14 protein-coding genes are annotated in these 13,768 nt (G+C 69.4%); 4 read left to right on the top strand and 10 right to left on the bottom strand.

Annotated elements, in window-relative coordinates; translation table 11 throughout:
- Nucleotides 1-39: 39 nt before the first annotated feature.
- Nucleotides 40-1,290: an MFS transporter gene (locus F1C10_RS13940; protein WP_185207064.1), complete on the top strand. Its 1,251-nt coding sequence runs from the start codon at nucleotides 40-42 to the stop codon at nucleotides 1,288-1,290.
- On the opposite strand, the gene F1C10_RS13935 is transcribed toward F1C10_RS13940, so the two are convergent.
- The 7 genes from F1C10_RS13935 to F1C10_RS13905 form a co-directional block, all read right to left on the bottom strand.
- Nucleotides 1,278-1,940, bottom strand: a complete 663-nt coding sequence (locus tag F1C10_RS13935; RefSeq protein ID WP_185207062.1) for a CoA transferase subunit B — start codon at nucleotides 1,938-1,940, stop codon at nucleotides 1,278-1,280. The two genes, F1C10_RS13940 and F1C10_RS13935, sit on opposite strands and share 13 nt — an antisense overlap.
- Nucleotides 1,940-2,248 (bottom strand): DUF5076 domain-containing protein, encoded by a 309-nt coding sequence (locus F1C10_RS13930; RefSeq protein ID WP_185207060.1) that lies wholly within the window; start codon nucleotides 2,246-2,248, stop codon nucleotides 1,940-1,942. Before F1C10_RS13930 ends, F1C10_RS13935 begins: the two co-directional genes overlap by 1 nt.
- Complete coding sequence (locus F1C10_RS13925) at nucleotides 2,245-2,910, bottom strand: hypothetical protein (protein ID WP_185207058.1); 666 nt, start codon at nucleotides 2,908-2,910, stop codon at nucleotides 2,245-2,247. The genes F1C10_RS13930 and F1C10_RS13925 overlap by 4 nt, the downstream gene beginning before the upstream one ends.
- On the bottom strand, nucleotides 2,907-3,638 hold the full coding sequence (locus F1C10_RS13920) for a CoA transferase subunit A (protein WP_185207056.1): 732 nt from the start codon (nucleotides 3,636-3,638) through the stop codon (nucleotides 2,907-2,909). Before F1C10_RS13920 ends, F1C10_RS13925 begins: the two co-directional genes overlap by 4 nt.
- A 475-nt stretch (nucleotides 3,639-4,113) precedes the next feature.
- Entirely contained in the window at nucleotides 4,114-4,764 is a 651-nt protein-coding gene (locus F1C10_RS13915) for an HAD-IA family hydrolase (RefSeq protein WP_185207054.1), read from the bottom strand.
- A 3-nt stretch (nucleotides 4,765-4,767) separates the two neighbouring features.
- Nucleotides 4,768-6,276, bottom strand: a complete 1,509-nt coding sequence (locus F1C10_RS13910) for a calcium-binding protein (RefSeq protein ID WP_185207052.1) — start codon at nucleotides 6,274-6,276, stop codon at nucleotides 4,768-4,770.
- Nucleotides 6,277-6,334: 58 nt separating this feature from the next.
- Nucleotides 6,335-7,255, bottom strand: coding sequence for an SMP-30/gluconolactonase/LRE family protein (locus tag F1C10_RS13905; RefSeq protein WP_185207050.1), 921 nt, complete (start codon nucleotides 7,253-7,255; stop codon nucleotides 6,335-6,337).
- Between the two features lie 148 nt (nucleotides 7,256-7,403).
- On the opposite strand from F1C10_RS13905, the gene F1C10_RS13900 reads away from it, so the two are divergent.
- Nucleotides 7,404-9,068, top strand: coding sequence for a thiamine pyrophosphate-binding protein (locus F1C10_RS13900; protein WP_185207048.1), 1,665 nt, complete (start codon nucleotides 7,404-7,406; stop codon nucleotides 9,066-9,068).
- A 7-nt stretch (nucleotides 9,069-9,075) separates the two neighbouring features.
- On the opposite strand, the gene F1C10_RS13895 is transcribed toward F1C10_RS13900, so the two are convergent.
- Together F1C10_RS13895 and F1C10_RS13890 are read right to left on the bottom strand one after the other, a co-directional pair.
- Complete coding sequence (locus tag F1C10_RS13895; protein WP_185207047.1) at nucleotides 9,076-9,597, bottom strand: DUF177 domain-containing protein; 522 nt, start codon at nucleotides 9,595-9,597, stop codon at nucleotides 9,076-9,078.
- Entirely contained in the window at nucleotides 9,594-10,109 is a 516-nt protein-coding gene (locus F1C10_RS13890) for a ubiquinol-cytochrome C chaperone family protein (RefSeq protein WP_258042935.1), read from the bottom strand. The genes F1C10_RS13895 and F1C10_RS13890 overlap by 4 nt, the downstream gene beginning before the upstream one ends.
- A 138-nt stretch (nucleotides 10,110-10,247) precedes the next feature.
- Here F1C10_RS13890 and F1C10_RS13885 point away from each other — a divergent pair, with 138 nt between their 5' ends.
- Nucleotides 10,248-10,703, top strand: coding sequence for an outer membrane protein assembly factor BamE (locus F1C10_RS13885; protein WP_085808430.1), 456 nt, complete (start codon nucleotides 10,248-10,250; stop codon nucleotides 10,701-10,703).
- Nucleotides 10,704-10,858: 155 nt separating this feature from the next.
- Nucleotides 10,859-11,395 carry an RcnB family protein gene (locus tag F1C10_RS13880; protein ID WP_185207045.1) on the top strand — a complete coding sequence of 179 codons (537 nt, stop codon included), beginning with the start codon at nucleotides 10,859-10,861 and terminating at the stop codon, nucleotides 11,393-11,395.
- Nucleotides 11,396-11,617: 222 nt separating this feature from the next.
- On the opposite strand, the gene pbpC is transcribed toward F1C10_RS13880, so the two are convergent.
- The gene (pbpC, locus tag F1C10_RS13875; protein WP_258042934.1) at nucleotides 11,618-13,711 is read right to left on the bottom strand and encodes a penicillin-binding protein 1C; all 2,094 of its coding nucleotides are present in this window, start codon (nucleotides 13,709-13,711) and stop codon (nucleotides 11,618-11,620) included.
- Nucleotides 13,712-13,768 lie beyond the last annotated feature (57 nt).

Raw genomic sequence — 13,768 nt, 5'->3', positions numbered from 1 at the left:
TCGATCGTTCCGCAGCGGCCCCTTTCAAGGTTTTGCTGCATGGCCGACGTTGCATCCGCTCGATCCGGCCGACCGCATCACGCGCCGGATCGGGCGCGGCCACTCGACGCGCTCAACTTCCTGCTGGCCGACGTGCGCGATGGTCTGGGTCCATACCTCGCGATCTACCTCGTCGCGGTGCGCGGGCCGAGCCATGGGTGGAACGAGGCGACCGCCGGACTGGTGATGACGATCGCGGGGATCGCCGGATTGCTCGCGACGGCACCCGCCGGCATCCTCGTTGATCGCATTCATGCCAAGCGCGCGCTGCTCATCACCGCCGCATTGATCGTCACGCTCGCCTCGCTGTCGCTGCCGTTCGTCAGCGGCTTCGCGCTCGTTACGGTGGGCCAGTCACTCGCCGCCGCCGCGGGCGCCGTGTTCGCGCCGGGCATCGCGGCGATCACACTCGGCATTGTCGGTCCCAAGGCGTTTGCCAAGCGCGTCGGTCGGAACGAAGCGTTCAATCACGCCGGCAACGCCGTGTCGGCTGCGCTCGCCGGGTTGCTCGCGTGGAAGTTCGGCCCGGTCGTCGTGTTCTGGCTAATGGCCGGGCTCGCGGCGCTCAGCATCGGCGCGATCCTGCGGGTCGATCCCGCCGCGATCGATCACGCTGCCGCGCGTGGCTGCGACAGCGATGCCGACGCGCGCCCGGCGACGATGAGGGAGACGTTACGCGGATCGCCAAAGCTCGCGATCTTCGCCGCCACCGCCTTTCTCTTTCACCTCGCCAATGCGGCGATGCTGCCCTCGGTCGGCCAGTTGCTCGCCAAGCGTGTCGGCGGAGGCGAGGCGACGTCGCTGATCGCCGCCTGCATCGTCGGCGCGCAGCTCGTCATGGTGCCGGTCGCGATCGTCGTCGGCCGCAACGCCGATCGCTGGGGGCATAAGCCGATCCTGCTGGCGGGCTTCGCCGTGCTGGCGGCGCGCGGCGTGCTCTACACTTTGTCCGACGCCCCGTTCTGGCTGCTGACGATCCAGCTGCTCGACGGGATCGGCGCCGGCATTTTCGGCGCGCTATTCCCCGTCGTGGTCGCGGCGATCATGCGCGGCACGGGGCGGTTCAACGCCGCGCAGGGGATTGCGGCGACGCTCCAGGGGCTCGGCGGCGCACTGTCGACGACGCTCGCCGGTGCGATCATCGTGTGGGGCGGCTACACCCCCGCCTTTCTCGTCCTCGCCGGCATCGCGGGGGCGGGCCTGCTGCTCTACGCCGTCGCGATGCCGGAAACCGCGCGTCAGGAAAGATAGCTGGCGGTCGTCTTCGCCGCGACTTCGTCGGCACTCACCCCCGGCGCCAGCTCGACCAGCCGGAACGGGCTCGCGTGATCGTCGCGCTGGAACACGGCAAGGTCGGTCACGATCATGTCGACGACGTTCTTGCCCGTCAGCGGCAGCGTGCAGGCGGGGATGAACTTCGGGCTGCCGTCCTTCGACACATGCTCCATCACGACGATGATCTTTTTCACGCCGGCGACGAGATCCATCGCGCCGCCCATGCCCTTGATCATTTTGCCCGGGATCATCCAGTTCGCGATGTCGCCGTTCTCGGCCACTTCCATCGCGCCCAGCACCGTCAGATCGATGTGCCCGCCGCGGATCATCGCGAAGCTCTGCTCGCTACCGAAATAGGCCGATTGCGGCAGCTCGCTGATCGTCTGCTTGCCCGCGTTGATGAGGTCAGCATCCTCCTCGCCCTCGTACGGGAACGGCCCGATGCCGAGCATCCCGTTCTCCGATTGCAGCGTCACCGTCATCCCTTCGGGAATGTTGTTGGCGACCAGCGTCGGGATGCCGATGCCGAGATTGACGTAATAGCCGTCGCGCAGCTCTTTCGCGGCGCGCGCCGCCATCTGGTTGCGGTCCCACCCCTTGGTGGCGGCGGTAGCGGTGTCGGGCATCAGTTGATACGTCCTTCGGGCAACGGGGTGATGGTGTGGAACTGGTCGCGCAATTCGGCCGCGACGCCGTCGACGATCGCCTGCAGCGCCGCGCCTTCGTCTATCGACCAGGCCGCGGCATAGGCCTTGGCGGCGTGGCGGATCGTGTCCGCCATAAGCTGGCCGAACACCTGCGGATCCTCGAGCACGCCGGCGTCGATCAGCACCGTGCTGCCGGCATGATCGGTAACCCAGATGCGCGCCACCTCGACCGAGGCGTCGTCCGCCCCGATCACGCCGGCGACGTCGATCGCGCGCGGCGTGCTCACGGCGCCTTGCTCGTCACGGCCGGCACGGCGGGGGGCAGCGCGAACCACGCGAGCCCGGTATAATCGGCGCGCCGCCCGCCGCCGCTCGCCACCACGCAACCGCTGCGCGCGATCGTCACGACATCGGCGGGCGCGGCGATCGCGGTATCCGGCTCGGCCATCCCCGCCTTCGCCAACGCTTCGCGCGAGGCGGCGCGATCGGCCGCGACGAACGTCACGCGCGCGCCCATCGTGCGCAGCGCGTTGATCGATGCCGTAGCCGCGTCACGCTCGTCCGCCGGCGCACCGGCAACCGCGGCGTCGAGCAGCACCGCGGTGGTCCCGTCAGCACACGCCGCACCGCTCGTCATTGCGGTCGCGACGTGGCGCACCAGCGCGCGCCATCCAGCCTGCGGGGCGGGGGTCGCTATCGTACTCGATGGCCCGGGCGGCGGCAGCGCGCTCCCGCTCGGCAGCAGCGTCAGCCGCTCCCCCGCCAGCGGCGTGGCGACCGGCGCGGCCGCCGCCGCTACCGAACGCGCCGCTCGCCCCTTCGCCCTGCGCTGCTTGGGCGCATCGAGCTTGCGCTTGCCGATCACGCCCGCAGCTGCCGCAGGAATCACTGCCGCGACGCAGCCCGGCAGCAGCACCGCCAGCATCACCGCGGCGATCGCGCGCCTCACGCTGCCGCAGCCGCCCCTTCGCCCGCCGTCGGGCGCGGCCGCGTCAGGCGGAACTCGATCTTCTTGTCGTACGGCGCGCCGACGATCATCCGCTTCACGTAGATGCCGGGCAAATGAATGTGATCGGGATCAAGGCTGCCGATCGGCACCACTTCCTCTACCTCGGCGATGCAGATCCGCCCCGCGGTCGCCATCGGCTGATTGAAGTTGCGCGCGGTCTTGCGGAACACGAGGTTGCCGCTCTCGTCCGCCTTCCAGCCCTTGACGATGCTGATGTCGGCGCGGATGCCGCGCTCCAGGATGTAATCCTCGCCGTCGAAGCTCTTCACTTCTTTGCCCTCGGCCACCAACGTTCCGACGCCCGTCTTGGTGTAGAAGCCCGGGATGCCGGCCCCGCCGGCGCGGCAACGCTCGGCCAACGTCCCTTGCGGGCAGAACTCCACCTCGAGCTCGCCAGACAGATACTGGCGCTCGAACTCCTTGTTCTCGCCGACGTAGCTCGAGATCATCTTTTTCACCTGGCGCGTACGCAGCAGCTTGCCGAGCCCCTCGCCGTCGATCCCGGCATTGTTGCTGGCGATCGTCAGATCCTTGACGCCCGATGCCTGGATCGCGTCGATCAGCCGCTCGGGAATGCCGCACAGCCCGAACCCACCGGCGCAGATCGTTATCCCGTCGTGCAGCAGACCGTCGAGCGCCGTCGCGGCATCGGGATAGAGCTTGTTCATTGCCGCGCTGCCTCTCGCTGTCGTCCGGTGCCCGCGATTAGCGGCTCGTGGCGGCGGCATCAAGCAAAGGTGAACCACTGTTCAAGTTGGCGCACCCCGGTGCCCCGCACGATCGTCCCGTCATTCGATCGGTCGATCGACACGGCAAAAGGAAAGCATGGCACCGTTTCGCGCACTGCTCGCGGCGCTTGCCACGTCGTCGTCGCCTGTACCGTACTGGTCGTTGCGCAGCCCGGCATCGATCTCCTGCCGATATTCTTCGCCGACATCGCACGCCTAGCCTGGCCGGGCCAGTTCGACCTCGATTCCCCGTGCCTCTCGATTTTCTTGAAGACACTGACCGCGTTGGCGCGAACGCTTCGCGCCGGTCGCGCTGCTCGGCGGCGGGGGCTTCCTGCTGCCGTACCTTTTACACCTCAGCGTCGAGGCACGCGGCGACGCGCGCCGCATGCTCCCCGATCGCCACGCCTGGTCGTCAGAACAGCCCGCGCTCGACGCCCAGCGCATCGGCGAGATCGTCGAGTGCCTGCGCCTCGCCCGTCACCTTGATCGCGTGCATCCCCAGGCCCGCCGCCGGCTTGCAGTTGATGCCGAGGTCGTCGAGGTAGACGCAGTTCGCCGCGGGCTTGCCGAGATGGTCGAGCATCATCTGGTAAATCTTGGGGTCCGGCTTGCGGATGCCGACCTTGCTCGATTCGACTACGTGGTCGAACCGCGCGAGCACCTCGGCGACCTTGGCCGCCTTCTCCGCGCTGCGCGACATGCCAGCGCCCTCGCCCGCCGGCACGTTGTTGGTGATGCAGCCGAGCTTGTAGCCGTTCGTCTTCAGCCAATCGAGCGCGTGCACCATCCGCGGCCGAATATCGCCCGACAGCAGTGCGAGCACGTCCTCGCCGCGCAATTCGTGCCCCAATGCCTCGGCCTCCGCGGCGAATTTCGCATCGAACCCGCGCGCGTCGATCTCGGCGCGCTCGAACAATGCCCAGGCATTGTCATCGGGATCGGTGGCGTTGATCCGCCGGATCAGATCGTGCGGCAGGCCGCGCTCGCGCTCGAGCCGGTTGAACGCCTCGAACGGCGACGAGGTGACGACCCCGCCGAAATCGAAAATAACGGTATCACGCATAAGTCAGGCAAAATCCGATACGAAAGTGTCCATCGCCGGGGCGGCGGAGGGAAGGATGAAATTGGCGTCGGTGAACCGCTGCAACCGCGCATCTTCAAAAACGACGAGCGTATTGAAGACAAACGCGTCGCCCGCGCCGTCGCGGTCGGCGACCAGCACGACATCGTCGCCGCGCCGGCCAAGCCTCAGATATTCGCCGAACGGATCGTCGCCCGCGACATAGCCGATCGCGGCGGTCGACAGCCAGTCACGCAGGTCCACCTTGTCGCCGGCATCACCGGTCGCGAAGTCGGTGACGCGCACCTCGTGCGCGCGCAGCGTCGCATCCGCCGCCTCGCGCAGGATCAACGTGTCCGCCCCGCCGCCCAGCGTGACCTGGTACAGGCCCGCCGCCGTATCCACCGCGACGCGATCGACGCCGTAACCCGCATCGATCACCGCGCGCGCCGCGCCGGTCACGCTGATGGTATCGTCGCCATTGCCGCCGATCAGCGTCACATCGTGTGCTGCGTTGCGGTTGGAGAAGAAGTCGATCGCGTCGTTGCCGACGCCGCCGTCGATGCGCGTCGTCGTCGCGCGCGTGCCCAGGAAACGCTCGATCCGCAGGCTGTCGTCGCCCGCGCCACCCTCGATCCGATCGTCGCCGCTCAGCCGATCGACGATCTCGTTGGCGCTCCCGTTGCCGATCAGCACGTCCGATCCGCCGCTGCCGTACAGGCCGCGAATGCCGATCAGCGTGTCGATCCCTGATCCGCCGGTATCCTGCGCCTGGCGGTTGAGCCGCAGGTCGACCGTGACGCCCGCCATGTCGTCGCTCGCCAACCCACGATCCTCGTAGGAGGCGATATCCTCACCGCCGCCGATCAGCGTATCGTTGCCGGCGCCGCCGATCAGCAGGTCGATGCCACCGCCGCCGTCGAGCACGTCGTCGCCCGCCCCGCCGTCGAGCGTGTCGATCAGGAACGGCGCCGATACACGCGCTGCCGTGACGCGATCGTTGCCGTCGCCGCCCTGGAATACCAACGCCTCGACGTTGACGATCGAGCCCGCGTCGACGCCGTCACGCCGGATCGTCGCCGCGCGGTTCGTCACCGACATGTCGAGCGTGATCGCGCCGTCGCCGCGATACAGCAGGATCGCGGTGTCGATCCCCGCGCCGCCGTTGTAGCTGTCGTTGCCCGCAGGCACCGCGCCGCCATAGACGATCGCTGGGCCGCTTGCCGGATCGTCGCTGAAAAAGCCCTCGGCATAGCCGCCGACGAGCGTGTCGTTGCCGTTCCCGCCCACCAGCAGATCGTCGCCGCGGCCGCCGATCAGCACGTCGTTGCCGTCGCCGCCGAACAGCTGGTCGTTGCCGGCCGCCCGCTCGGACGTGTCGCCGTTCAGGTCGCCGATCAACAGATCGTCGCCGCCATAGCCGAACAGCCGATCATCGCCCCAGTCGCCGATCAGCGCGTCCCGATCGTCCGTTCCGTCCAGCCGATTGGCGCGCCGCGTGCCCCTAACCAACATGCCGATCTCCCCCGTGTCGCCCCGGCGCTAGCGCAACCGGGGCTTACCCGCCAGCGGTTCAATATTCGAGCTTCAGCCCCGGCCGGTTCCAGCGCGTCTTTACCAGCCGCCCGGTGCCCGACAGCGTCAGATACGCGTCCTGCATGTCCGCCCCGCCGAAGCAGATGTTGGTGGTGAAGACATCGTCGGTCGCGACGAATTCGACCAGCTCGCCGTCGGGCGAGACCACGCTGATCCCGCTCTCGCCGATCGTCGCGACGCACACGTTGCCCGAAGCCTCGATTGCCAGGGAATCGAAGAACTTCCACCCCGCCGGGCGATAGACGGGGATGCCCGGCCCGCCGACGCCGGCGGTCGCGTCGACCTTGCCCGGCGCGGTCACCGCGAACTTCATCAGCCGGCAGGTGTAGGTTTCGGCGGCGTAGAGCCACTTGCCGTCGGGCGAGAGGCCGCAGCCATTGGGGTTGTTCGACGGGAAGACGACTTCCTCGAGATGGCTGCCGTCCGCGTGCGCGTAGAAGATGCCGACGACGTCGTGGACGCGCTTCTTGTGGTCCATCTTGCCGTGATCGGTGAACCAGAAGCCGCCGTGCGCGTCGAACACCAGATCGTTCGGCCCGCGCAGCACGCAGCCGTGATCGCCCGACTTGTACAGCACCTCGACCTTGCCCGTCGCGGGATCGATCCGCTCGATCCGCCCGCCCGAATAATCGCTCGCGATCCCGCCGGGCGCGAGCATGCCGTTGTTCTCGTGCCAGTCGAACCCGCCGTTGTTACAGCAGTAGAGCATGCCGTCGGGTCCGAGCGCGAGGCCGTTCGGCCCGCCGCCCGGCTCCGCGATCGTCTCCTTGCGCCCGTCGGGGTGGACGCGCGTAATCCGCCCCGGCTCGATCTCGACCAGCGCGATGCTGCCGTCGGGCATCATCACCGGCCCCTCGGGAAAGCGCAGGCCGTCGGTGACGAGTTCGAAATCCGCCATGGTGATCCTCTCCATTCTTTGCGGCGAACGATCGGCTAAGGCGGACGACTTAGCAAGCCGCGATCGCCGCGCTGCCCAGCCGCCTTGTCGCCCGTGTCGGTGACCATAACGAGTGGCGGCCCCTGCCCCGCGGGGCTAGGGTGCCGCGATGACCAATCCCCCCTCCGCCCGCACCGGCGGCCGCATCCTCGTCGATCAGCTCGTGGCCCAGGGTTGCGACCGGATCTTCACCGTGCCGGGCGAGAGTTTCCTCGCTGTGCTCGATGCGCTGGTCGATACGCCCGCGATCGACGTTGTCACCTGCCGGCAGGAGGGCGGCGTCGCGTTCATGGCCTGCGCGGACGGCGCGCTGACGCACCGCCCCGGCATCGCCTTCGTCACGCGGGGGCCGGGCGCCACCAACGCGTCGATCGGGGTCCATGTCGCGCGGCAGGATTCGCAGCCGATGATCCTGTTCGTCGGCGACGTCGATCGCGGCACGCGCGACCGCGAGGCGTTCCAGGAAATCAATTTCGAGGCGATGTTCGGCGCGGTCGCCAAATGGACCGCGCGGATCGACGACGCGCGCCGCATCCCCGAATATGTCGCGCGCGCCTATGCCGTGGCGATGAACGGGCGCCCCGGCCCCGTCGTCCTCGCGCTGCCCGAGGACATGCTGCTCGACCGCGTCGAGGCGATCGATCGCCCGCGCGTCGAGCGCGTCGGCCAGGCGCCCGATCCCGACGCGATGGAGCAGCTCGCCGATCTCCTCGCCACCGCCGAGCGTCCGGTCGCGATCGTCGGCGGCGCGGGGTGGGACAGCGCGGCGGGGCAGGACGTCGCCGCCTGGGCCGATCGCGCGCGCGTGCCGCTCGTCGCCGCCTTTCGCCGCCAGGATGCCGTGCCTAATGATTGCCCCGCCTATGCCGGCAACCTCGGCTACGGCCCCAATCCGGCACTCGTCGCGCGGGTGAAGGCGGCGGACCTGCTGCTGGTGATCGGCGCACGACTCGGCGAGGCGACGACCGACGGCTATACGCTGATCACTCCCGATCATCCCGGCCAGCGGCTCGTCCACATCCATCCCGACGCGACCGAGCTCGGCATGACGTACCGGACCGATCTCGCGATCTGCGCGACAATGGCCGAATTCGCCGAGGCGCTGGCGCTGGTCGACGGCCCGGCGCATCCGCACGAGCTCGACGCGCACGACGCCTATCGCGCCTGGTCGACCCCCGCCGCGCGCGATGGCGTCGCGATGGATCTCGGCCCGTGCGTCGGCACGATGCGCGCCATGCTTCCGGCGGACACCATCATCTGCAACGGCGCGGGCAATTTCTCGGGCTGGTGGCATCGCTACTGGCCCTATGCCGGCCCGGGCACGCAATTGGCGCCGGCCGCGGGCGCGATGGGCTATGGCGTCCCCGCCGCCGTCGCCGCCGCGCTGCGCCGCCCCGGCCGCATGGTTGTCGCGGTCGCCGGCGACGGCGATTTCCTGATGAACGGCCAGGAGCTCGCCACCGCGATCCAGCACGGCTGCGACATGCTCGTCGTCGTCGTCGACAACGGCACCTACGGCACGATCCGCATGCATCAGGAGCGCGAATTCCCCGATCGCCCCTCGGCGACGCGGCTCGCCAACCCCGATTTCGCGCTGCTCGCCAAGGCTTATGGCGCGTGGAGCGAAACGGTGACGGCGACGGCCGATTTCGCCCCCACGCTCGCCCGCGCCATGGAGCACGGCGGCGTGCGCCTGCTGCACGTCAAGACCGATGTCGAGCAGATTACCGCCGGCACCACGCTTTCCAACGTGCGCGGTACGGGCACGCACTAGCGGCGGCTCAGCCCTTCTTGGCGAGCTTGTCCTTCAACGCGGCGAAGGCGTTGAGCGGCGTCACCTCGTCCTCGCTGACGACGCCGGCGGCGGCGAGCGCCGCGGCGGCATTGGGCCCGCGTGGAAACGGATCGAGCGACAGCGCAAGCGTCTCCGCCGCCGCCTCGCCGAGATCGATCGCGCCGCCCTCCAGCGGCAGGACGTCGATCGCCTCGTCGTCGAGCTCGATCTCCTCCTCACGCGCATCGTCCTCGACGAAGCGCAGCTGCGTTTCTTCGTCGATCGTCACGGGCAGCGGGTCGCCGGTGATCGAACACGCCTGCACCGCCGCTCCTGTCACCCGCCCCGCCACGCGGATGCCGGCGGCTTCCTTGCGCACGGTGAAGTCCGCCGAGAGCCGCTCGATCGAGACGAGGTCGAACCGCTTCGCCAGCGCCGCGCGCTCGCCCGCATCCGCTTCGATCGTCACGGTGCGCTCGCCCTCGCCGATCGTGTCGACGCGCACCGGGCGCGAGAATTCGGGCGTCATGCGAGCCGCCCCGCCTGCAACGTCGCGAGCGGCACCGCGTCGAGCGCACGGCGCAGCCCGAGCAGCCCTGCGCCCACCTCAGCCACCGCACCGTCCGCCGGCGGCTCGCCGCGCCACAGGTTGCGCACCAGCGCCGTCGACAGGTCTCCCGCCGCGACGCCGTCGCGATACGCGCCGAGCCGCCCGCCGAGCATGCCCATCATCCGCCCGACATGCTTGCCGACGATGATGTCGCCGAAGCCGATCTGGCGCACCTGCGCGTCCATGTCGTCGATGAAACGTTCGGTCAGCTGCGCGACGATCTGCCGCGCCGCCTCGGGCTCGACCTGCTCCTCCTCCAGCCGCAGCAGCACCATCGACAGCACCGCTGCGACCATGTCGAACCGCCCGTCGAGCGTGTCTGGCGCGCCGGCAAGATACCAGTGCGGATCGCGCGCGCGCGCCACCACCGCGGCATAGAGCGGTGCCGCCGCCTCGCGGTCACGCCGCCGGAACCGGTCGAATAGAGCCAAGATCGTCGAACCTTCGTGTCGTGCCGAACGCCCCTGGCGGGCACCCGTGCTTGTATCGCCTGTCGTGCGGGCATATTGAGGCGAATGGCCGCCGACGCAACGGCGTGTCGCCCGTCGCGGGCCTATTGCGGAGTGATCATGCGTTTTCCCCTTCTCGCTGCCGTCGCCGCGCTGGCGATCACCGCGTCGGCCTGCGCCCCGCTGCGGTCGCACCAGGGCTATGTCGTCGACAACGATCTGCTCAACGCCGTCCAGCCCGGCGTCGACAACCGCCAGTCGGTGCTCGCGACGCTCGGCCAGCCGAGCTTCGCCAGCCAGTTCAACCAGGGCGACTGGTATTATGTCTCGCGGGATAGCCGCAACTACGCCTTCAACGTGCCCAAGGTGCGCGATCAGCTGACGGTGCAGATCAGCTTCGATCAGGCGGGCAACGTGTCGGCGATCCGTCGCTGGAACGCCGAGCAGGTGGTGGCGATCGATCCGTCGAAGAAGGTCACGCCGACACTCGGGCGCAAGCGCGGCTTCTTCCAGGATCTGTTCGGCAACATCGGCACCGTCGGCGCGGCCGGCGCCGGGGGCCCATCGGGTCCGTAAAGCGTAATCGAGGCCGGACGCCGTAACGCCGGCGTCACGATCCTTTCTGTTGGCTGACAGACGCATTCCCGCGCCATTCAGCCGAATCGTGCGAAGCCTGCATCCATGGCGCGGCAACGGTGTTCATGCCGCACCAAGATGAAAGGTTCACGATCATGCGTAAGTTGATCATCCCTACCCTGATCGCCGCGATCGCGCTGCCCGGCGTGGCCAGCGCCCAGAACGGCGAGCTGCGCCGCGACCGCCAGGAGATTCGCGAGCAGCGGCGCGACGTGCGCGAGGCGCAGCGCCGCGGCGACTGGCGCGAGGTTGAGGAGCAGCGACGCGACCTGCGCGACGCCCGCCGGGAATATCGCGACGACCGCCGCGATCGCTATGAAGATCGCCGCGACCGGTTCGAGGACCGTAACCGCGCGTGGGGTCGCAACGACTGGCAGGGTTATCGCAACCAGAACCGGGCGCTCTATTCGCGCGGCAACTGGCGCGCGCCGTTCCGCTACAACACGTTCCGCACCGGGGCGCGCATTGCACCGCAGTTCTACGGCCAGCGGTACTGGATCAACGATCCGTGGCGCTATCGCCTGCCGGCCGCGCGCGGCAACGCACGCTGGATCCGCCACTATAACGACGTCGTGCTAGTCGATTACCGCCGCGGCATCGTGCTGGACGTGATCCGCAACTTCTACTGGTAAGCTCCCGCTACCGGACAAGGCGAGGGCCGGGCGAGCGATCGCCCGGCCCTCTGCGTTCGCGATTGATGAAAAGTTCGGTTTAAGGCGCAGCGATGAACTGCGGCCAAGAACGACCGCGCCGCAAGCTACGCCGCGGCGCGGTCGGTGCCTGGCTTGGGATCCGGCACTAGTCCCGAAAGGGGGTGGGACTGTTTCGGCAAACGCGCGCCATCCGAATTGGTTCTACCGAATGGTAAATGATACCCGATCGACGATTTTACCAGCGACGTCGACCAGGGCCAGTTCGTGCCGCCCCGGCCCGGCGCGTAGCAGCGGCGGCGCCGCCGCGCTGCCCAGGTCGCGCGCGTCGAGCCGCAGGCGATGCGCCATCGCCGCGCCGCTGACGTCGACCGCCAGTCGCTGCGCCGCGGACGGGATATCGGGATCGAGCGCGTAGACGCTGCCGCTGACGGGCGAGGTGATCCGCGGCCGTCGCGCGGCGGCAGGCGCAGCGACGACCTGCGCTACCTGCGTCCCCGCCACGAAGTAATCAGTGCGCGGCAATTCTCGCGCGCTGGCGAAGCGCACGCCTTGCGCGACGACGCCGGCGGGCCGCGCCGGGGCGGGCAGCGCGCCGCGCCGTTCCAGCGCGGTCATCACGTCGCGCCACACCGGCGCCGCGCCGCTCGTCCCCGATACCGCGCGCATCGAATCGCCCTCGACGTTGCCCACCCATACCGCAACCGTGAAACGGCGCGAGAAGCCGACGCACCAATTGTCGCGCATCGCCTTCGACGTGCCCGTCTTCACCGCCGCCCAGAACGGCAGCCGCAGCGCCGAATCCATCCCGAACGTGCCCGCCCGCGCCGCCGGATCGGCGAGGATATCGCCGACGATCCACGCCGCCGACGCACCCGTCACCGCGCGCGGCGGCACCGGCGCCGCATCGCGCACCATCCGCAGCGGCGACCAGCGCCCGCCGTTCGCCAGCGCGCGATACGCCGCCGCCTGCTCGCCCAGCGTCACCTCGGCCGATCCGAGCGCGAGACTGAAGCCGTAATAGCTCCCGTCCTCCACCAGCCCGCGATAGCCCATGTCCCACAATCGGTCGCGAAACGGCTCGGTCCCGACCAGCAGCAGCGTGCGCACCGCGGGCACGTTGAGCGACGCGGCGAGCGCGACGCGCGCCGACACCGGCCCCTTGAACGCGTGATCGTAATTCTGCGGCACGTAGAGCCCCGAGGCGGTGTCGAGCTGCACCGGCGTATCGTCGAGGATCGACGCCGCCGTCAGATAGCGCCGCTCGATCGCCTGTGCGTAGAGGAACGGCTTCAGCGTCGATCCCGCCTGGCGATAGGCGGCGGCTGCATCGACCGCGGGGCTCGTCGAATGCCCGCCGATCCCGCCGACATAGGCGAGCACGTCGCCGCTCGCATTGTCGACGACGATCACCGCGCCGTCGCGCGCCCGCGTCGCGCCTAGCCCGAGCAGCTGGCGCCTGAGCGCGGTGATCGCCAGCCGCTGGACGTCGAGGTCGAGCGTCGATGTCACCTTGAGACCGGCCTTGGTCAGCAGTCGGTCGGACAGATGCGGCGCCAGCCCCGGATCGAGCTGCAGGCTGCGTGCGGGGCCGAGCATCGATGCGGCGAGCGCGGGGAAGCGGGCACATCCGCCCCCGGCGATCGCGCAGGCGCGGCGCGCGATCGCCGTAGCATTCGCCTGCGGATCGGGGAGCAGCGCGGCGAGCAGCAGCGCGTCGTCGCGCGACAGGCTCGCCGGCGTCTTGCCGAATAGTCCTAGCGCCGCGGCGCCGATCCCCTGCGCCTCGCCGCGAAACCCGGCAAGGTTGAGATACGCTTCGAACTGCTGGTCCTTGCTCCACGCCGCGTCGATCGCCTGTGCGGCGCGCATCTGGCGGATCTTGTCGCGCCACCGGCGCGCGCCCGGCTGCGCCAGACCCGGTGACAGGAACCCGGCGAGCTGCATCGCGATCGTGCTCGCCCCGCGCCCGCGCCTGCCCTCCAACCGGTCGCGCGCCGCCCCAGCGATCGCCAGCCAGTCGACCCCGCCGTGGCGCGCGAAGCGCCGGTCCTCAGCGGCGAGGATCGTCGCGCGCGCCACCGGGGCGACCCGCGCCAGCGGCGTCCACGCGAGCCGCCGCGCGGCGAAATCGATGCGCGATGAATCGATCAACCGCCCGCGTCGATCGTACAGCCACGCTTCGGACGGCTGCCAACGCGCGCGTGTCTGCGCGTAGCCCGGCATCGGCGGCGGCCGCGTGAGCCAGTCGGCGGTGGCGATCAGCGCCGCGAGCGCGAGGATGACGGCGATCGCCACCCTTGCACCACGCGATTCGGCAGGTCCTGCCTGCGCAGCACGCGACGTCCGACCCTC

It is taken from the genome of Sphingomonas sp. NBWT7, assembly GCF_014217605.1.
Lineage (GTDB): Bacteria > Pseudomonadota > Alphaproteobacteria > Sphingomonadales > Sphingomonadaceae > Sphingomonas.
This window is presented reverse-complemented; position numbering and strand designations above follow the sequence as displayed.